Origin of the sequence: Psychrobacter sp. NPDC064578, from assembly GCF_044901245.1 — a bacterium.
Lineage (GTDB): Bacteria > Pseudomonadota > Gammaproteobacteria > Pseudomonadales > Moraxellaceae > Psychrobacter > Psychrobacter cibarius_C.
The window spans coordinates 212,340-232,733 of sequence record NZ_JBJDPI010000003.1; the positions used below are offsets into that span (position 1 = coordinate 212,340).

At 42.0% G+C, this 20,394-nt stretch carries 20 protein-coding genes and 1 pseudogene; 17 read left to right on the forward strand and 4 right to left on the reverse strand.

Annotation, left to right across the window (positions count from 1 at the left end; genetic code table 11):
• The first annotated feature begins 82 nt into the window (after positions 1 to 82).
• Positions 83 to 1,357: a saccharopine dehydrogenase family protein gene (locus tag ACI2JM_RS04555; protein WP_055124939.1), complete on the forward strand. Its 1,275-nt coding sequence runs from the start codon at positions 83 to 85 to the stop codon at positions 1,355 to 1,357.
• Positions 1,358 to 1,697: 340 nt separating this feature from the next.
• Positions 1,698 to 2,246, forward strand: coding sequence for a hypothetical protein (locus ACI2JM_RS04560; RefSeq protein WP_060491193.1), 549 nt, complete (start codon positions 1,698 to 1,700; stop codon positions 2,244 to 2,246).
• Positions 2,247 to 2,444: 198 nt separating this feature from the next.
• On the opposite strand, the gene htpX is transcribed toward ACI2JM_RS04560, so the two are convergent.
• Positions 2,445 to 3,359, reverse strand: a complete 915-nt coding sequence (gene htpX / locus ACI2JM_RS04565; protein WP_404642453.1) for a protease HtpX — start codon at positions 3,357 to 3,359, stop codon at positions 2,445 to 2,447.
• Between the two features lie 326 nt (positions 3,360 to 3,685).
• On the opposite strand from htpX, the gene ACI2JM_RS04570 reads away from it, so the two are divergent.
• From ACI2JM_RS04570 to ACI2JM_RS04585, 4 genes are all read left to right on the forward strand, one after another.
• A complete protein-coding gene (locus ACI2JM_RS04570) occupies positions 3,686 to 4,147 on the forward strand; it encodes a methyltransferase family protein (protein WP_404642455.1) in 462 nt (153 codons plus the stop codon).
• A 61-nt stretch (positions 4,148 to 4,208) separates the two neighbouring features.
• Positions 4,209 to 4,538, forward strand: a complete 330-nt coding sequence (locus ACI2JM_RS04575) for a DHCW motif cupin fold protein (RefSeq protein WP_055124934.1) — start codon at positions 4,209 to 4,211, stop codon at positions 4,536 to 4,538.
• A 73-nt stretch (positions 4,539 to 4,611) separates the two neighbouring features.
• Positions 4,612 to 5,427: a PhzF family phenazine biosynthesis protein gene (locus tag ACI2JM_RS04580; protein ID WP_404642644.1), complete on the forward strand. Its 816-nt coding sequence runs from the start codon at positions 4,612 to 4,614 to the stop codon at positions 5,425 to 5,427.
• Positions 5,428 to 5,429: 2 nt separating this feature from the next.
• Positions 5,430 to 5,762, forward strand: coding sequence for a YnfA family protein (locus tag ACI2JM_RS04585; RefSeq protein WP_404642457.1), 333 nt, complete (start codon positions 5,430 to 5,432; stop codon positions 5,760 to 5,762).
• A gap of 89 nt (positions 5,763 to 5,851) precedes the next feature.
• On the opposite strand, the gene ACI2JM_RS04590 is transcribed toward ACI2JM_RS04585, so the two are convergent.
• On the reverse strand, positions 5,852 to 5,974 hold the full coding sequence (locus ACI2JM_RS04590; RefSeq protein ID WP_020443648.1) for a hypothetical protein: 123 nt from the start codon (positions 5,972 to 5,974) through the stop codon (positions 5,852 to 5,854).
• 397 nt (positions 5,975 to 6,371) lie between these two features.
• Between ACI2JM_RS04590 and ACI2JM_RS04595 the strand changes: the two genes are divergently transcribed.
• The 11 genes from ACI2JM_RS04595 (at position 6,372) to radA (ending at position 17,518) form a co-directional block, all read left to right on the forward strand.
• Positions 6,372 to 6,995, forward strand: a complete 624-nt coding sequence (locus ACI2JM_RS04595) for a 6-carboxytetrahydropterin synthase (protein ID WP_055124932.1) — start codon at positions 6,372 to 6,374, stop codon at positions 6,993 to 6,995.
• Positions 6,988 to 7,512: a tRNA (adenosine(37)-N6)-threonylcarbamoyltransferase complex ATPase subunit type 1 TsaE gene (tsaE, locus tag ACI2JM_RS04600; protein WP_404642460.1), complete on the forward strand. Its 525-nt coding sequence runs from the start codon at positions 6,988 to 6,990 to the stop codon at positions 7,510 to 7,512. Before ACI2JM_RS04595 ends, tsaE begins: the two co-directional genes overlap by 8 nt.
• A gap of 90 nt (positions 7,513 to 7,602) precedes the next feature.
• Complete coding sequence (gene mutL / locus ACI2JM_RS04605) at positions 7,603 to 9,441, forward strand: DNA mismatch repair endonuclease MutL (RefSeq protein WP_404642462.1); 1,839 nt, start codon at positions 7,603 to 7,605, stop codon at positions 9,439 to 9,441.
• A 92-nt stretch (positions 9,442 to 9,533) separates the two neighbouring features.
• On the forward strand, positions 9,534 to 10,682 hold the full coding sequence (gene miaA / locus ACI2JM_RS04610) for a tRNA (adenosine(37)-N6)-dimethylallyltransferase MiaA (RefSeq protein ID WP_404642464.1): 1,149 nt from the start codon (positions 9,534 to 9,536) through the stop codon (positions 10,680 to 10,682).
• Positions 10,683 to 11,169: 487 nt separating this feature from the next.
• On the forward strand, positions 11,170 to 11,700 hold the full coding sequence (hfq, locus tag ACI2JM_RS04615) for an RNA chaperone Hfq (protein WP_404642466.1): 531 nt from the start codon (positions 11,170 to 11,172) through the stop codon (positions 11,698 to 11,700).
• Between the two features lie 214 nt (positions 11,701 to 11,914).
• Positions 11,915 to 12,907 (forward strand): SIS domain-containing protein, encoded by a 993-nt coding sequence (locus tag ACI2JM_RS04620; RefSeq protein WP_201553878.1) that lies wholly within the window; start codon positions 11,915 to 11,917, stop codon positions 12,905 to 12,907.
• Positions 12,908 to 13,006: 99 nt separating this feature from the next.
• On the forward strand, positions 13,007 to 13,573 hold the full coding sequence (locus ACI2JM_RS04625; protein WP_372815124.1) for a KdsC family phosphatase: 567 nt from the start codon (positions 13,007 to 13,009) through the stop codon (positions 13,571 to 13,573).
• Positions 13,570 to 14,154: an LPS export ABC transporter periplasmic protein LptC gene (gene lptC / locus ACI2JM_RS04630; RefSeq protein ID WP_404642468.1), complete on the forward strand. Its 585-nt coding sequence runs from the start codon at positions 13,570 to 13,572 to the stop codon at positions 14,152 to 14,154. Before ACI2JM_RS04625 ends, lptC begins: the two co-directional genes overlap by 4 nt.
• A gap of 90 nt (positions 14,155 to 14,244) precedes the next feature.
• Positions 14,245 to 14,823: a lipopolysaccharide transport periplasmic protein LptA gene (gene lptA, locus ACI2JM_RS04635; RefSeq protein WP_045452840.1), complete on the forward strand. Its 579-nt coding sequence runs from the start codon at positions 14,245 to 14,247 to the stop codon at positions 14,821 to 14,823.
• Between the two features lie 119 nt (positions 14,824 to 14,942).
• Positions 14,943 to 15,722, forward strand: coding sequence for an LPS export ABC transporter ATP-binding protein (gene lptB / locus ACI2JM_RS04640; protein ID WP_045452843.1), 780 nt, complete (start codon positions 14,943 to 14,945; stop codon positions 15,720 to 15,722).
• A 356-nt stretch (positions 15,723 to 16,078) separates the two neighbouring features.
• Positions 16,079 to 17,518 carry a DNA repair protein RadA gene (gene radA, locus ACI2JM_RS04645; protein WP_404642471.1) on the forward strand — a complete coding sequence of 480 codons (1,440 nt, stop codon included), beginning with the start codon at positions 16,079 to 16,081 and terminating at the stop codon, positions 17,516 to 17,518.
• A 170-nt stretch (positions 17,519 to 17,688) separates the two neighbouring features.
• Here radA and ACI2JM_RS04650 read toward each other — a convergent pair.
• Together ACI2JM_RS04650 and rodA are read right to left on the reverse strand one after the other, a co-directional pair.
• Positions 17,689 to 18,030: pseudogene (locus ACI2JM_RS04650) on the reverse strand (septal ring lytic transglycosylase RlpA family protein); the annotation flags it as partial.
• 1,193 nt (positions 18,031 to 19,223) lie between these two features.
• Positions 19,224 to 20,366, reverse strand: a complete 1,143-nt coding sequence (gene rodA / locus ACI2JM_RS04655) for a rod shape-determining protein RodA (RefSeq protein ID WP_055124925.1) — start codon at positions 20,364 to 20,366, stop codon at positions 19,224 to 19,226.
• Positions 20,367 to 20,394 lie beyond the last annotated feature (28 nt).

Below are 20,394 nucleotides of genomic sequence, written 5' to 3' on the forward strand. Positions count from 1 at the left end.
ATTCACGCATATCATTCACTCGTTTCTGTTTTGACTCGCCACTATCGATGGTATCGACAGAGACACAAAGGAGGATTGTTCATTGAACACAAACCAACAAGCCAAATCTAGCAAAAAAGACGTACTCATCATCGGAGCCGGTGGTGTCGCTCAAGTGGTCGCGCATAAATGTGCGATGCATAACGACATCCTTGGCGAGATTCATATTGCCTCGCGCACGCAAGATAAATGTGATGCCATCGCCCAAAGCGTGAAAGATAAGAATAGCTTCAAGCAGCCTGCGGTATTGCATACGCACCAAGTGGATGCTATGGATACTCAGGCGCTGATACAGCTGATTCAAGAGTCGGGTATCCAAATCGTCATCAATGTCGGCTCGGCATTTATCAATATGACGGTATTGGAAGCTTGTATCGAGACAGGTGTTGCTTATATCGATACCGCCATTCACGAAGATCCACGCAAGATTTGCGAGACGCCGCCATGGTATGACAATTACGAATGGCAGCGCAAACAGCGCTGTGCGGACAATAATGTCACGGCGATTTTAGGGGCAGGATTTGACCCCGGGATGGTCAACGCCTATGCGCGTCTTGGCTATGACATGATGGATGCAGGTTCGGTGACGGATATTGATATCATTGATATCAATGCTGGTAGCCACGGTAAATACTTCGCTACTAACTTCGATCCTGAGATTAACTTCCGTGAATTTACCGGTACGGTTTACTCTTGGCAAGACAGCAAGTGGCAGTCTAATAAAATGTTCGAAGTGAAGCGTACTGACGATTTACCAGTGGTTGGCGTGCAAAACAGTTACTTAAGTGGCCATGATGAAGTGCATTCGTTATCCGCCAATTTAGACGTACCAAATATTCGTTTTTGGATGGGCTTTGGTGAGCATTATATTAATGTATTCACTGTGCTACAAAGTTTGGGTCTACTCTCTGAGCAGCCGGTGATGACTGCTGAAGGGCAGGAAGTAATTCCGTTAAAAGTGGTCAAAGCGGTTCTGCCAGACCCAAGCTCTCTTGCACCGAACTACACAGGCAAGACCTGCATCGGTGATAAAGTCAAAGGCAAAATCAACGGCGTCGATAGCGAGGTATTTATTTACAATATCTCAGATCATAAAGACGCTTATAACGAAGTCGGTAGCCAAGGTATTTCTTATACCGCAGGCGTACCACCCGTCGCTGCGGCGATTCTGGTCGCAACTGGTGAGTGGGATGCTGGCAAGATGGTCAATGTCGAAGAGCTGGATGCCAAGCCATTTATCAATCTGCTGAATAAGATTGGTTTGCCAACGCGTATCAAAGATAGCGAAGGTGACAGAGCGTTAGCGTTTGATATTTAAATAATAAGTTTGATTTAGAAAAGCCTATCTTTTATAGATAGGCTTTTTTTATGTCTGAGTTTTTACGTTAAATTTACGAGTAGGTAGGGGAGCTAATCCTGCCATCCGCTATTATCTGCCATTTCTGCTAAGGCAGCGGCTATTGGCAGGACAGGTTGCTGCTATCGCGACACCCTGACCCGCCAAGCCTTTTCAACCTAGCAGTTATGGCAGGATAGCCGCTACAGTCAGGGCTAGCGGTGACATTGCGTTCTTGCTACTATCTATCGTGGTTTGAGCAAGTTTTATCGGTGCGCTGGGCGCATCCTACGTCGCTAAGTTTGATAAGGAAAAAAATAGGATGGATATGGATGGGATTATGGATCAGATTCTTGCCGATAACTCAGGCGAAACTTTAGAAAGCTATCGTGCCAATAAAATACTACGTTTAAAATTATCAAGTCAGGCAAATCAGTATATCGATACAGATTCTTCACTTTGGCCGCCCATTACATTTAACTGGGATATATCAAAAGAGGGTCAGCGCTTTTCTTTAGATGGTGAAAATGAATTAAGTTTTAGAACTCATTATCCAAAAGGTTTTATATTAGGGAAAGTTAAGTTAGATGCCCTTGATAAAAAACTATGTCATTTTAGCCGTAGGGATGAAGGTGAGCTTTGGAAGGTAGGGTGTAAAAGTAGCTTGGCATATTTAATTGTCTATTTATCTGAACAAAGACCTATATCTCCACCTATATTAAAGCCTCATATTGAAAATGGAATCATATTACAAGGTGGACATCATAGATATGCTATCGCTAAAGAGATAGGAGAAGAGTATTTACCTATCTACATTGAGCCAAAATATAAAAATAAGATAGACAGTACAATTAGAGTTGATTGGAGTTAGCATGTATAATAAAGATTAGTTAGAACTAATTTAAGTATCTAAGAAATTGAATTCTACGCATTACTTAATTTTCTCAGCTAAATAATATCTATATTTTCTAAACGGTAATTTTTATTGTGTTGACCGATACTAAGGCATAATCCATAGACGGTCAATTCAATCTACAAATTATGCCCTTAGCATTTCCAGAGTTTTCTATCACCCCTCACTAGGGTTATAATTTCTCAACGCCGCAATACGGTCATCAAGCGTCGGATGTGAGCGAAAGAGGTTCGCGATACTAAAGCCTGTAGATTGTCCTGATGAAATAGCAAACGCTTTCATGCTCTCAGGCATTTGATCTGGACGCTGCTCAGAAGGACGTAAAGCATCAAGCGCACTAATCATTTTTTCGCGGCTGGCGAGCTTTGCACCCATCTGATCCGCACGGAATTCGCGTAGACGCGAGAACCACATTACGATGGCAGACGCCAAAAATCCAAGTAAAATATCCATCACAATACTCGTGATAAAGTAACCAATACCTGGGCTATCACTGGTGTTTTTAAACACCGTCCGATCGACGAAGCTACCAATAATACGAGCAAAGAACATCACAAAGGCGTTTACCACCCCTTGGATGAGCGCCAGCGTGACCATATCACCGTTTGCCACGTGACCAATTTCATGCGCCAATACCGCTTCTACTTCATCGGGTGTCATGCTTTGCAGTAAGCCAGATGAAACAGCGACTAACGCTTTGTTTTTATTCCAGCCTGTGGCAAACGCGTTTGGCTGAGAATTATTAAAAATTCCTACTTCTGGCATGCCAATATTTACCGCTCGCGCTTGTCTAGCCACCGTATCTACCAGCCATTTTTCAGTGGCATTGCTTGGCGTTTCAATAACCACCGTCCCCGTTGATCTTTTGGCCATCCATTTCGAGATAAATAGTGATACCATCGAACCAACCATGCCGTATACGCCGCACATAATGGCAAGGCTAGTGTAATTTAGCCCGCCTGCACCATGTACGCCACCAATTCCAAAAAATCTGGATAAAATACCAAACACGATGCTAAATACCACAATCACCGCTAAGTTGGTTAATAAGAACAATCCGATACGCATCATGATGCCAGTTTCCTCATTTAAATTTAAATACAACTTTAAGACATAATACTCTATGAGGTATTATATTTTTATATATGTTTTTACTTTACATAAATGGCGTTATTTTGATAAATAACAATCCCAGTTAACCGTATAAATACAGTGATATGGTTAGCGAGCAAAGAATAAAAATAAAGGATAGCGACATCTAAAAGGTGAAAACAATTGTTTTTTTTACGGTTTAAATAGTAAAGGGCTAAAAGTAAAAATTAAAACGAAAATAGTGAGCAGGTATAATGAGCACTCACTGTTGAGGTTTTTTATTTGACGCTCTATGAGGTCTAATCATGAACGCTCTAGCACTTAAAGTCCCTCCAGTCGCCCAAGTGATTATTACCGCCGCTGCTATGTATGGCGTCTCTAAAATGGTTCCTGCTTTGACGTTCTCACTCAACGGCTCAACTGTACTGGCAGTGGCTTTGGGCCTGATGGGTCTGAGCTTAGGTATCATGGGTGTGACTCAATTTAGAATAGCTCAGACCACGCCCAATCCGCAAGCGTTAGAGAAGGTCTCTAGTTTAGTGACCAGCGGCGTATATCAGTATAGCCGCAATCCGATGTATGTGGGTCTGGTGCTTATACTATTAGGCTGGGCGTTCTATCTTTCTCACTTTCTAGCGTTTGTATTATTGCCTATTTTTATACTTTACATGACGCGCTTTCAAATCCAGCCAGAAGAGCGGATGATGGCACAGAAATTCGGCAAAACTTATCAAGATTATCTAAATAAAGTGCGGCGCTGGATTTGAGATATAGTAAGCAAAGATTTTATGATAAATGAATGAACAAGGGAATCAGGGAGATGACGTTATGGAAATGAAAAATATACCTTTTGCTATTACCGATTGGACGACAGTAGAAGCGGTAGAAAACAAAGGTGAAACGGGCACGGGGTATTGGAAGACTTGCGAATTTAACAATATCAATGTGCATATGGTTGAGTACTCCGCAGGCTACCTTGCCGATCACTGGTGCGATAAAGGACATATTTTATTCTGTGTTGAGGGCGAGCTGAACACCGAACTAAAAGACGGTCGTACTTTCACCTTAACAGCGGGCATGACTTATCAAGTGGCGGACAATACGATTGCACATCGTTCGTCAACGAAGATAGGCGCTAAGCTATTTATTGTTGATTGATATTGCCAGTAACACCATAAAATTCATAAAGCTATGAAACCATAGATCTATAAAAATGAAGCGAGAACATAAAATGCAGCTAGAAATAAATGTCGTTGATGCTTTTACGGATACCGTTTTTAAAGGAAATTCAGCGGCAGTTGTTATCACTGATAACTGGCTCACTGATGATTTGATGCAGTCTATCGCTTTTGAGAATAACTTATCTGAGACAGGGTTTATCGTCTCTGATGATAAAAATATTTATCATATTCGCTGGTTTTCACCCTTCACTGAGATTGCTTTTTGCGGGCATGGTACATTGGCATCAGCTTTTGTTTTATTCAACAAAAACCATACTTTAACAGCCATCAAATTTTCAGCCAAAGCCGTTGGTATTTTGACAATCGTAAAAACGGACTCTGGTAAAATTCAAATGGATTTTCCAAACACAAAGCCTGAAAAAGTTTATGATATTCCGGATAGTTTGTTAGGGGGGGTGTCTATTGTACCCATTGAGGTTTACCGCAATGAGAAAGCCTATTTTGTCGTTTGTGAATCTGAGTCTGACGTATTCAATGTAGAGTGTGATAATGAGAAATTAAAAGAGTTGTTACCATTAAATGTGGTGGTGACTTGTCAGGCTGAATCGGACGCTTATAATCATTATGATTTTATATCACGATATTTTTGGTCAAATAATGGTGGCGGTGAAGACCCAGTAACTGGCTCAGTGCATACTGGTCTTGCACCTTTATGGGCTGAGCGTTTGGGTAAAAATAACTTGGTCGCTTATCAAGCATCACGTCGCGGCGGGGTTCTAGACTGTGTGGTCGCTGGCGATAGAGTAATTATCTCTGGTCATGCCGTTCAGTATATGACAGGTTTTATCACGATCGAGGAGTCATAGGGTTGACTGAATTAAAAACCGTTGGACTGTTTGCACTGACCGCATTAGCAGAGATTGCGGGCTGCTATTTGCCTTATCTATGGCTGCGAGAAGGTAAGTCTATTTGGCTGCTTGTCCCTGGCGTACTAAGCTTGGTCGCTTTCGTTTGGCTGTTGTCTTTACATCCTGCCGCAGCTGGTAGAGTCTATGCGGCTTATGGCGGCGTGTATATTTCGATGGCTATTTTATGGTTGTGGACGGTGAATGGTATCAGGCCGACCACGTGGGATATAGTAGGTTCTGCGGTTGCGCTATTAGGCATGGCAATTATTATGTTTGCGCCGCGCAGTACTTAGCATAAAGACCGCACCTAGCATAAAAAATGCCAATCAAACCGTGAGGTTCGATTGGCATAGATTTAAGTGACACAATGATGCACTAAATATTAATGTTTACCTAAGATACTGCCGTTGTCGTCTTTCTTAGATTGTTTGGCGGCTTTTTTCTCTTTTGCCGTTAATAGCGGTTTCTTTTTTACGTTCTTTTTACTGTCTTGACCTTTACTCATGGTTTTTTCCTCTTGAGATAAGCCGTAATACCTTTTAAGCCAGTGTAAATAGCTTGAAGGTTAGATTGATGCTGATGACGCAAATAGTGCGTACTGCAATGAGTATATGCTTAAGGGGTCGCAATAGATAGCGCTAGCACAATTCACCTACGATTTGAGTCAATCCTGTATCTATCCCTTGTTTAATACTACTTTTCAAAAATTTGTCTGATAAATGAATTTTATAAGTAGATTTTCGATGCCATGAATTTATTTAGTCAATACTGCTATTAATAAGTGCTTACTTACGGAGTCATCATGATTTGCTATAATAAGCCACAAGCCGATAAGCCGTCGCGGCAAACTTTTATAATATTCATATTTAGCATAAAAATGCTTACTGTTTTGGTTGATTGTTATGCGTATCCGTAAACTTTTTAAATTTGAAAATGCACATATTGTGCGTAATTGTAGCTCTGAGCGCTGCAAACACTCTATCCATGGTCATAGTTATCAGATTGAACTGATTCTTGAGGCTAAGCGCTTGGATCATGGGCAAATGGTCTATGATTTTGGCTTATTAAAATCGTCTATCAAGGACATTATCGATAGCTTTGATCACGCGATTTGTTTTTGGAATAAAGACGACCCTGAGTATGTCGCTGCCTGTAAAAAATTTAGTGCGCGCTGGATAAGCTTGCCAGTATCGCCATCGGCAGAGCAGTTTTCACGCGTGATATTCTTTTGGGCGCAAGAAATTTTAAAACAAACCCAAATGCAAAACGGTGAATCTGATGTCAGCGTTTACTCGGTGATTGCACATGAAACCGCAACTGGTTACGCGCAGTGCTTTGCTGATGATGTGGCGAATGAGCAAATGGGTAAGCTTCATCTAGAAGCGTTTGAGTTTAGCGATCAAGTCAGTGCCGAGTGGCACGACCCTGAGCTATATGCCAAATTGATCCGCGGTGAAAGCTTTATCAACCCAACGGTGACTATGCAGGTACAGACGCAAGTGCAGGCAGGTAAGCCCGATGCCTAATAGTACAACAGAGGACAAAAACACTAAAACGCTGACACTGTATACAGAAGCTGATACTCAGCGTTTGGCCGCGCAATTGGCAGCTTTACCCTTGACAGGTAGTGTCTGGCTGGCTGGTGATTTAGGGGCAGGTAAAACGACTCTGACTCGCTATTGGTTGCTGGCGCTCGGGCATGCAGGTGCCGTCAAAAGCCCGACTTATACCTTGGTTGAGCCTTATAGCATCGAGCAAAAAGATGGCTCAATCAAGCCAGTTTACCACGCGGATTTGTATCGTCTGCAAGACCCAGAAGAGTTATCTTTTATCGGTTTTGATGAATATTTGGATGAGCCAAATGCGTTGGTTATCATTGAATGGGCGAGCCGTGCGGACAGCTATTTACCGCCGCCCACCTTGTTTATTGATATGACGCAAGCTACTAGCACTGATAAGGATAATGAGTCTCGTCAAGTTGAGCTGCGGCTATCGAAGGCTGGGCAAGCGCAAGACTTAGATTTATCCTCTGTTAAGATTTAATTATACATTTGAATGTTCAACAGACCTTAATATAAGTCATCAATATCTAGCAGTACTACTTATCATCACGTAAAACAACGATACCTCTTAATGCCGCAAATGCCAGACAATCATTCTTATACTCGCATCAAAAAACTATCGCCGCTGCTCATCAATCAATTGGCAGCGGGTGAGGTAGTGACACGCCCAGCAGCTGTAGTCAAAGAGCTGCTAGAAAATGCCATTGACGCCGGTGCGACCAATATTGAGATACATATTACTCAAGGTGGCATGGGTATGATTGAAGTGGTCGACAATGGTGTGGGTATTCATCCCGATGATATGGTCATGGCAATTACCCGTCATGCAACCAGTAAAGTCGCGGATGTCGCTAACTTACACGGTATTATGACGTTGGGTTTTCGCGGCGAAGCACTAGCAGCGACGGCGGCAGTATCTCGGCTGACTTTAACCAGTAGCCATGATGACAGTGGCATCGGTCGCCAGTTGCAAGTCGCGGGTGTGTTAGATGATGCGCCAAAGCTCATGCCAGTTGTGCATCATCGTGGTACGACCATTACGGTTAAGGATTTATATTTTAACGTACCAGCACGCCGTGGCAATTTGAAATCTATTGCGACCGAGTTCAGTCATATCGAAACGATTGTGCGCGAAGTGGCTTTGGCGCGAGCAGATGTGGCACTGACGCTCTTTCATGACCATAAAAAACGGTTGTCACTTTCTTCAAGTGCGATGTCTTTAAGTACGATGTCTTCAACTGCAAGGCTTTCAAATTCAAAGTCTTTAAGTGCTGTTTCTACAAATGCTAATGGCAATAATAATGTCAATCCTTTGCCATTGGCACGTCTTGAGCAAGCGACTGGGTTGTCGTTAACCAAAAAGGCGTTAGAAATAGCGATAGACCTCACCAGTTTAATGCAACTATCTAGAGAATATGTTAATAATAGCTTTGGCGATCAAGCAAGCGTTAATGGTTGGTTATGGCCTATCACTGATTCGCAGGATACCTTACCAAAGTTAATCTATGTGAATGGCAGACTGGTCAAAGAAGCATTGATAAGCAATCAGCTACGCCAACTTGCCCAAACTGCTCAGTTGGTGGGTATTGGCTATGCGCTTTATTTTGACTTGCCCACTCAGTGGCTCAATATCAATGTGCATCCATCTAAACAGCGTATTAAAATAAGTCCGCTCAATAATATTATGGCGCATGTAAGCCATGCGATTCGGGCAAAACTTAAGACAGTAGTGACTACAGAGACGATCAGATCTCCTAATGATACGATTCAAATACTAGGTAATAGTCAGATAGTAGATAGCAATCTGTCTATCGATAATGCATTCGCTACTGCAATGCCAAACACATCAACGACCATTCATTCAAGCAAAAGCCATCAGGTAAAAGCGCCCAAACAACCCTATCAGTTGTCAGAAAATAGGTATTCGCCTCAAACCTTAAACGTATCAAGTGTTTCTGAGAAAATAAGTCAAAACACTAGAGATATCGCTAACGATGTCGCAATACGTTCGACATCTTTGCCTTATTGCCTAGACGTTGTTACTCATTTAAATGAGGCATCAACCGAATCTGTTGGCACAACATATAGTGAGGACAAAGCGCTGCCTTGGTTATTGTTTTATCATCAAAGCCAATGTGTATTGATCGGTGCAGAGAATTGGCAATCAAAGATGTGTTCGTTATTTGAGTCAAGTTTATTTAGCAATAGGGCATATAAAAAAGATCAATGGTTGCACAGTGCAAATGACATTAATCAACAACTTGCCGCCGTGAGCATGCAAATGTCAAAGCAAGACTGGATGGTGTTCTTGGCGGATATCGACGCGTTACTGACTCAGTATGCGATCAAAGCTATAGATGGTAATCAATTAGCAACGTTGATGCTATCATCTGCACCTGAGTCAAGATAATCGTAACGACACAAAATATAATAAGTAGATTTGAGCAATGACACCGCTCAAAGTTATTTATTGCTACTAATATCATTAATAAAGGCAAGCCTATGCAACTTTCATCTGACAGCTCATCTTATCGCCTAAACGCCAATTTAGCAGATAATAGCGTGGTGTGTTTGATGGCGCCGACAGCAAGTGGCAAGACTGCACTGGCTTATGAGTTATATGATACAGGGCGTTATGAGCTAATTTCAGTAGATTCAGCGCTGATTTATCGTGATATGAATATCGGTACGGCAAAACCAACCGCTATTGAGTTGGCGCGTTATCCACATCATTTGGTTGATATTATCGATCCTATGCAGAGCTATAGCGTCGCCGAATTTGTGAATGACGTTGCCCGTTTGATTGATAGCTGTCACGAGAATGGCAAAATACCGTTGCTGGTTGGCGGTACTATGATGTATTACATGGCACTGCTAGACGGGCTATCTCCAGTACCTGATAGTGATGATAGTGTTCGCGTACGTGTGGAGCAGTGGCGGCAAAATGAAGGCATTAGTGCGCTTTACGACTATTTGGGTGAGATAGATCCGATCAGCCATGAGCGCCTTAATGCGACTGATACTCAGCGCATCACCCGAGCAGTTGAAGTTTATCTGCAAACTGATATTCCTATCAGTGACTGGCAGCGAAAGCCCAAGCAGGCATTGGCAAATAATCCCAATCAGCAATGGCATGCATTGACAGTCATGCCTGATCGTCCATGGTTGCATACACGTATCGAGCAACGTTTAGATATCATGTGGAATGACGGGTTGGTGACTGAGGTCATTGGTCTGCTGAAGCGCTATCCTTTAACACCAAATCTACCGTCCATGCGATGCGTTGGTTATCGACAAGTACTAGAATACCTAGTACACATCGATCACCCAGTATTTGAACAGCCTAATCTAGACAAAGCGCAATTTTACAGTGCTTTTGAAGTGCTCCAGTCTTCAGCTCAATCAAGCTTGTCTGATGGTGCGACCGAGGCACTTGCTTGTCAGCAAATGCAAAATAAGGCATTATATGCGACAAGACAATTGGCAAAACGTCAGTACACATGGTTACGCAAAGTCATGCAATTGCCTAGTACTTGCATGGATGGGGCGATAGCAGCCGATACCTCTAGCGAGAAAGGCTATTCTATAGACCGCAATATGGTGGTAAAAGCATTCACCACCATGGCGCAGGCAAGAGACTATTTATATTAAATCTATCAATGATACTAGGGCGTGTCCTCATTTTAAAAATGGCGATAAAAATGAGATAAACTGCCTCAAAATATGGTATGAGTTAATACCTTATAAATACAATATGGTGTACTAAAAATATAGTATTGCAAAAAGCTCTATGCAACTATTATAAAGTAATGACAATTAGTATCAAATTATATCGTAGATAGCTGTTATAATTTAAATTCATCAAAATAGTAGGTGTAATACTAGCCTAACTGTGTATTTAATCAATATTAATTGACGTTTGTTGATAAAAATAACTAATGAAACAACTAGTTACTTAATTATTTACAATAATAATGTATTCGCGATAAAGTGGAATCACTTAAGAACAAGTAGCGTTTATTTAGATACGTTTTATAAAGAAAATTTATTATTGTATCTGCCGTTAGCCATTATAATTAAATTAACACTTAAAATAATTGGCACTAAAACATAATTAATAATATTTAGGAGAGCTCTCATGTCAAAAGGACAAACTTTACAAGATCCGTTTTTGAACTCGCTGCGCAAAGATCGCATTCCTGTCTCTATTTTTTTGGTCAATGGTATCAAGCTGCAAGGTCAGATTGAATCATTTGATCAGTACGTGGTATTGCTCAAAAACACTGTCAGTCAAATGGTATACAAACACGCTATCTCAACCGTCGTGCCTGCACGTAATCCACGTAGCAGTACGACGACAGGTACGAGCACCCAACCGCAAAGCGCTGCTCCAGCAGGTTATCAAGGTGGTGGGTTTGAACGCGGTAGTAATCCTGCTAGCACAGGTGGCTTTGAAGAGCGCGGCTTTGCGTCTAATCGCAGTGGTTTTAATCGTGGCGGTTTTAGCCAAGGCCAAGATCGTGGTTTTGAGCGTGGTAGCTTTGGTCAGAGTCAGGAGCGTGGCTTTGAGCGTGGCGGTTTTGGTCAAGACCGTGGCTTCGAAAACCCAGCAGATAATACGGGTTTTGAGGAAAAGCCAAATGATGGATCTAATGATAACAATGGTTAGAGAGCAAGATTCATTATCGAAGGTGCATTACTAATACGTGATTTATCCGATCAAAACCTGCTTTTATAGTGGGTTTTTTTTGTATAAATAAACGTATAATAATGGTCTAAAATGACGTGCCGAGTAGTTAGCGATTGGTTTCGTAGATTATTATTAATATTGGGCATAGTATAGTAAAATACAGTATTGATTCATTATAAAATAGAGCGAATCCATGAGTAATACCCAAATCAATCTAACCCATGAGCAGTTTATTAGTAAGGCTATCGAAGCGATTAACACTGAGATATCGGCATTGGCTTTACTAACAGAGCAGATAGACGATAGGTTTGCACAAGCATGCGATATTATTTTAGCTTGTAAGGGTCGAGTCGTGGTCACTGGTATGGGTAAGTCAGGATTGATTGGGCGTAAAATAGCGGCGACGTTTGCCTCTACTGGCACGCCAGCCTTTTTTATGCATCCTGGTGAAGCTGGGCATGGCGATTTAGGCATGTTGGTAAAAGGTGATGTACTGCTTGCTATCTCTAACTCTGGTGAGTCCGATGAGATTAAGATGCTACTGCCAGTGGTCAAACACCTAAATATTCCACTGATTAGTATTAGCCGTGATAAGCGCGGTATGTTGCCTCGTGCCGCGAATATTGTATTGACGCTCGGTAAATCGCAAGAGGCTTGTCCACTTAATCTTGCTCCTACTTCCAGTACCACGGCGACCTTAGCGCTTGGTGATGCATTGGCCGTTGCCTTAGTCCATGCGCGCAACTTTACCTCAGAGGATTTCGCATTATCGCATCCAGCAGGCGCATTAGGTCGTCAGCTGCTAACGCGAGTTGAAGATTTAATGCATACTAAGTCAGAAGATTTGCCGCTTATTCATCAGCAAGCGCCACTACAAGAAGCGCTTTTTACTATGTCTGCTGGGCGCTTAGGAATGACGGTGGTGACCGATGATAATGATAAGGTGGTTGGGGTATTCACAGATGGTGACCTACGCCGTGGTCTAGAAAAAGGCATCGATTTGCAAACGCCGATGAGTGAAGTAATGGTTAGTAATCCACGGCGCATTAGCAAGACCATGCGCGCATCAGACGCGCTCAGTGTGATGAATGAAAATGGTATTAGCCAGTTGCTAATTATTGATGACCAAGATCGTTTAGAAGCAATTATTACGGTACATGATTTGTTACAAGCTGGTGTAAAATGAATAGCATTAATAAAGATATCGGTTTGTACAGTATAGATTCACACAGTGTTGATTTATAACAATAAAATGTAAAAAATAGCCTTAAGAAAGAGGGACATGATGCAAGACTTAATCAAAAAAGCCGGACAAGTAAAGCTGTTGATAATGGATGTCGATGGTATTTTATCAAACGGTCAAATTATCTATGATGCCAATGGTATCGAGACCAAGGCCTTTTCTGTTCATGATGGCGTAGGCGTTAAGTCGTTAGCACGTTATGGCATTTTGACAGCTATTATTACAGGTCGTAGCAGTGCCATGGTAGATAAGCGCGCCGCGGAAATGGGCGTTAATTATGTGGTGCAAGGTCGTGATGATAAGCTGGTTGCTTTAAATGAGCTGCTAACCATACTTGATTCAGCGCTCAATATCACGGCTGCTGATTGCGCTTATATGGGCGATGATTTACCAGACATTAAAGCGATGCAGACCGTTGGATTTGCTGCAACAGTACCCAATGCGCATGCTGAAGTCATCAATCGCAGTGACATGGTCACCACCCGAGCAGGTGGCACTGGCGCTGTACGTGAAGTATGTGACCTCATTTTGAAAGGTCATGGACACTATCAAGACTTCATCGCGCACTATACGCTTGATGCAGCAAAAACTCAGGATAATTTGTCGTGAATACTCGTGTTTTAATAGTTCTTGCCTTGATTATTGCTGGTATTGCAGGTTGGTTTTTTCAACAGCAAGGAGAGATAGCGCCGCCAGTTAGTATGGAAGCGACCGATGTTGATTATGAAGCAACAGATATCAAAGCAGTACAGACTAATGAGAAAGGCGAAACTGAGTATGAGCTGACTGCCAAAACATTGACGCACAATCCAGAGACCAATTTAGACGAGATGTCAGGCATCACTATGAATTGGGAGCCATCGGCAGAGCAGCGTTATCGTATTGAAGCGGGTAGTGCTGCTATTAGTCAGCAGACGGGTGAACTCAGCTTGTCAGGGGGCTTTTCACTGGTCAGTGAAGGCAATAAAGACGCGCCAGATATTGAACCGATAAAGGTGACAGGTAGTATCCTTAAAGGCAATACCAAATCAGGGCAAGTATATAGTGACGCGCCTGTTAAGATTGAACAAGGCATGAATCGGTTTGAAGCTTCTAGCATGACCGCCAACCTTGAGACCGGTGAATATGAGTTTGGTCAAGTGGCTGTCGCTTTTAATCCAGCTGAACGCCAAGATAAAGCACTGTTTTGATCGCAGTAACTCTTATTGACTATGTAATAAAAATAGCAGCTAGCATAAAGTTTGCAAATCCTACTACCCATTATAAAACGAGTGATTTTTATGACATCTAAATTTTTGCCTACTTTGCGCTCATCATTAGCACGCTTCAATCTAACATCGTGCCGCTTGCGTCAATTACATGTGCTGCCAACGGTTATGCTGCTGGCACTACCACTTTACAGTCATGCGCTGCCATCAGATGCCAATCAAGAAATCAAACTATTGGCTGATAAAGCGACCTATAGTGAGCGTACAGGCGTTACCAGCTACTCGGGTAGTGTCATTATCACTCAAGGTACGTTTAAAATGACCGCTGACAACATTACGGTTAACCTATCACAGGGTCGCAGTATTAATTCAGCAGTAGCGACTGGACGCCCTGCAACCATGCAACAGGTAGTCACACAAGAAAAAGGGCTGGCAAAAGGTCAAGCCAATAAGATTGATTATAATGCGGTCACTGGTATTGTTACTTTGACGGGTAATGCTAAGCTGGTTCAAAATGGCGCAAGCTTTGCGGGTAATGTCATTCGTTATAGCCTAAAAGCTGGTGATGTTGAAGCAACTGCTGGCGGTAATCAGCGCGTAGAGTTGGTTTTTCCGCCCAGTAGTAATGGTAGCCAAAGTAGCATCCGCTAAAAAGCTAAAAAGCTAAAAAGCTAAAAAGCTAAAAAGCTAAAAAGCTGAATAGTTAATGTAACTGTATCAACACCCCTTAGTGTATTAGTGCTTGAATTCTGCAACCGTATGAGTAAGTTATGAGTGATAATAAAAATACAAACCCTTTGGCAACCAATAATAACGCAGCACCTGCGACGCGACTATCAATGCAGAATTTAGGCAAACGCTATGGTAAGCGCTGGGTTGTGAAAGATGTCTCTTTCTCCGTAGAACAAGGGCAAGTCGTTGGTTTATTAGGTCCAAATGGTGCAGGGAAGACAACCAGCTTTTATATGGTAGTAGGGTTGGTCAATATGGACAAAGGCCGCGTCACTTTAGGAAAAATGGATCTGTCTAAATACGCCATGCATGAGCGTGCGCGTGCAGGAATTGGTTACTTACCACAAGAGGCGTCTATTTTTCGCAAATTGTCTATCGAAGACAACATCTTGGCTATTTTAGAAACTCGCAAAGAATTAAATAAAAGCGAGCAAAAGCAAGAGCTGGAAAAACTAATCGGTGAATTCCATCTAGAGCATGTACGAAAATCATTAGGCATGAGCGTATCAGGTGGTGAGCGTCGTCGCTGTGAAATTGCCCGTGCATTGGCGGCTGACCCAAAGTTCATTTTATTAGATGAGCCATTTGCAGGCGTGGATCCTATCTCTGTTGGTGATATCAAAGACGTTATTTTGACCCTCAAAAATCGTGGTATTGGTGTTTTGATTACTGATCATAACGTTCGCGATACCTTGGCTATTTGTGAGAAAGCTTATATCGTCTCAGAAGGTGCTATTATCGCTGAGGGTACTTCTAGTGAAGTGTTAGAAAATGAATTGGTGAAAGCCGTTTATCTGGGTAAAGACTTTCACGTATAAACGAGGATGTGTTGAATATTGTACTTGTCTCGAATACATTTTTGCTAAATGCGCATCGATTAGCTCTGCGTATTTTTAAATGTTCAATACACCCCTAATATCTCAACGTGTTTTTCGCGCTACTATTTACGCTGTCTGTTAGACTTATAATTTCCATTAAGTGCTCAAGACAGCGCTTGCTACTCTTCCTATACCTAGCTATTCATCATATTTAGCCTTACTTCTTCTATAAGATCTAGTCCGTCATACTGATGGCTAATTTATCTCAAAAATCATTCTCAAATTAATGCTTATCAGAGCGTCACGATATTTTATCAATTAATCTTCATTGGACACTTGAATAAGGTTCATACGTTATGGCAAAAAATAAGAGCAGTTATGTCTGTCAGCATTGCGGCGCGCATTTTGGTAAGTGGGCAGGGCAATGTACTGATTGCGGTGAATGGAATAGCTTGGTCGAAGCACCAAATGTGAGCATGCCCCATCACAATAAAAACGTTTCTAAACCAGCAGCAAATCGATCAGCCTCTCGTGAATCAGGCAGTGCACCATCAGGAAATTATTCGGGTACGCATAGTGCGGTCATGCCGCTTAATGCTGTGAGCGTGACGCTAGACACACGCTTACCAACTGGTATTAGTGAGTTTGATCGTGTACTTGGTGGAGGATTGGTTGCTGGTTCAGTCGTTTTAATCGGCGGTGATCCTGGTATCGGTAAATCGACGATTTTGCTACAAACTGCGACTAATATGGCACGTGCCGACTCGTTAGCAGGTAGCGCCTTGTATGTGACTGGTGAAGAATCATTGGCACAGGTTGCTATGCGCGCTAGGCGCTTAGATTTACCGGCCGATAGATTACGCGTACTTGCCGAAACCAATGTAGAGACTATTTGTGCCGCCTTGACTCAAGAGCAACCCGCCATCGCTATTATTGACTCTATTCAAACCATTTATACGGATGCAATCAATTCTGCACCTGGCGGCGTCAGTCAAATTCGAGAGTCTGCGGCCATCTTGACTCGCTACGCCAAACAGACTGGCACCGCGCTATTCTTAGTGGGTCACGTAACTAAGGAAGGCACGCTCGCAGGGCCGCGCGTTCTTGAACACATGGTTGATACGGTCTTATATTTTGAAGGTCAATCAGACTCACGTTTTCGGATGATTCGTGCCGTCAAAAACCGCTTTGGTGCCGTCAATGAATTAGGTATTTTTGGTATGACAGATATGGGGCTGAAAGAGGTCGCCAATCCATCAGCGATATTTTTGAGTCGCTATGACAAACCCGTTGCTGGATCTGTCGTCATGGTCAGCCGCGAAGGCACACGACCCTTGTTGGTGGAGGTACAAGCGTTAGTCGATGATTCGCAAGGCTCACCTAGACGAATGGCATTAGGATTGGATTTTCAGCGTCTGTCCATGCTGCTGGCCGTCATGCATCGACACGGCGGTATTCATACTAGCGGACAAGATGTGTATGTCAACGTCGTCGGTGGTGTCAAGGTTATAGAGACGGGATCTGACTTAGCAGTATTGTTGGCTTGTGCTTCAAGCATTAAAGAAAAAGCCTTGCCATCGTCATTGGCTGTATTTGGTGAAGTGGGATTGTCGGGTGAAATCCGTCCTGTACCGAACGGTCAAGAACGGTTAAAGGAAGCGATGAAACATGGATTTAAGCACGCCATTATTCCAAAAGCCAATGCGCCTGCTAAGGATGCTCCTCAATTTAAAGGCATCAATGTGATTGCCGTTGAACGTCTCGATGATGCCATTGAGAGTGCATTTGAACTATAAGGTGTAAGGGTTAATCCTTTTGACTATGGTTGTTTTATGAGTCATTGCTAAGCGCTACAGCTTTATCTGTAGCCTAATGGATACAATAAAATGAAACTACAAAAAAGCGCCTAACACTGATGTGTTAGGCGCTTTTTATGGTCTAATTTAAATAGACTGTTTTTTTAGAATTATGGTCCTGAAACGCGCTCAATAGCAACATTACCCACACCTTTACCTGTAATACCGAGTTTTTTGGCAGCACCATAAGACAAATCTAGCACACGGTTACCATGGAATGGACCACGATCATTCACTTTTACCACGACGCTTTTACCATTAGTCTTATTCGTGACTTTAACATAGCAATTCAATGGTAGTGAACGATGAGCCGCTGTCAAACCATTCATATCGAATGTTTCGCCACTGGCTGTTTTACGACCATGGAATTTACGACCATACCAAGAGGCTAGGCCTGTTTGCTTGAACTTACTGACCGAGTTAGAGGCTACAGCTGTCAGACGCTCTAATACATCTTCATCATTGGTCAGTTGAGAGGTGTCACTGGCTAACAGCGAGCTGCTAAGTGCCAATGAAGTTGGTTGGCGTGCTGACTTCACCAAACTTGATGCGCCATCATGTTGACGGCTAAGCTCACCAAGTACACGATCGATATGGGAGGCGTTATCTTGTGAAATCATCGCAAGAGAGGTTTTTGCTTCTACAGCATTTGCATTAGTAGCAACTGCGGAGCCAGCAAACAATACTGCTGACATGGTAAGTAAACCAGATAAACGCTTATTCATAGATACCTCTATAACTTATACTTTAAAATCTAACTCTAATAGTTCTAGACTGAGCGTGGCAATGTTAGACCAATCTAACAGCGTCACAAACTCTAAAGCCGCATCATCAATATTTTTTTCATATAATTATTGATATTAAACATGGCTTTTATAGATTTTAAGATATGGTAATTTTTCATTTTATTATCATAAGCGGGTCAGGATAATACGACCAAAGATACTTATGAAACGCTCAAATGACAGCTAACGATATTAGTAGAATACCCAATCTGAATACAAAGGTTGAGTACCGAGTTCGCTATATGTGCTATTTACAAGCTTTCTAACATTGCTAAATTAATAAAGGTTTTAGAAGGCATTGCGTGTGTCTTTGTTATTAAACCGTTAATTAAGTAGTGTATTTGAAAGCTTGGAGTCTACAATTCGCTAACTATACGTACGAGCTACAACCAAAATATAATTAAATGCAAAGTTTATTAGTAGCTATGTACGGGTTATGTATCAAAGTACAGTTAAACGAGGTTAACGCAATTATTTGTAAAAAACAAGGATTAAAATCTATCAGTACCAATTGGCAACGAAGTGTTTTAATGAGAGGAGATATGAGGATATTTTTAATTATTTCAATTAAATCAATGGCTTGTATTTATTATTAAAAGTAGATAGGAGGATTTTTATGGCAAGTTATAGGACTTGCCATAAAATGATGAAACAATAAAATTTGTTAGAAACCCTTAATTTGTTATTGATTTATATTTATTTCCAACCATTTTGCATGTAACAACATTCTAAATGAAGGCTTTAATTGGCTGATTTATTCGCCTTACAACTTTTATATAACGCGTATTTTTTGATTTTTAACATGAATAGCATTAAGGTAAAGTTTGAATGTTCATTAGAGAATCACTGGTAACTGTGCATCAACTGGGCTTGTGAGTGTGAATGGACATAAGTAGTCCAAATCCTGCCATCAAAGTGACGATCGCAGTACCGCCATAGCTAATGAATGGCAGAGGAACGCCAACGACGGGTAAAATACCACCAACCATACCCACATTAACGAACACATAAACAAAGAAAGACATGGCAATTGCACCCGCTAGTAATCTACTGTATACATCAGGATGGGTAAAAGCGATGTATAAGGCGCGCAGGAGTAAACAGGAATAAATGAACATTAATAAAATCACGCCCAACAAGCCAAACTCTTCTGAAAAAGCCGCGATAATAAAATCAGTATGACCTTCTGGTAAAAAATGTAAATGCGACTGCGTGCCTTCTAAATAGCCCTTACCAGTGAGCCCACCCGCACCGATAGCGGTTTTTGACTGAATGATATTCCACCCAGCACCTTGTACATCGGCTTCAGGATTGAGCAGTGTTAAGACACGGGTACGCTGATAATCATGTAATAGAAAGTTCCAAGCAATCGCAATAAGCGGTATCGCTAATATGGCGGCAGCTGAAATCAATCGCCAAGACAACCCTGCCAGAAAAAGCACAAAAATACCACTGGCTGCCACCAATAGCGACGTCCCAAGATCAGGCTCTTTTGCAATTAATAATACAGGGACGATGATTAAGGCTAAGGTAATGACGATGCTAGATAGAGAGGGCGGTAGATCACGCTTGGATAAAAACCAAGCACACATCATTGGCATCCCAAGTTTCATAAATTCTGAAGGTTGCACACTGCCAAACCCTGGTAAATTAATCCAGCGCTGAGCACCCATACGTACTTCACCGATGATATCGACCAATACCAATAAAATTAATCCCATTACATAAAAGATAGGTGTAAAAGTGCGATAAAGGCTAGGCGGTATCTGTGCCATGATAAACATAACCGTAAAGGCCACACCATAGCTGACCATTTGACGTAATACCATACCGACATCTTGACCGGCAGCACTATATAAAATTGTCAAACCAATGCAGCAAACCGTCAATAAGAGAAGGGTCAACCATGGATCGATATGTATACGCTGCCATAACGATGGTGCATGGCCTTGGCCTAAATGATGGCTCTGACGTGAAAAACGGTATTGCGGATTAGAAGACATAGGCAAAGTGTGTCTGGCAATTGGGGTA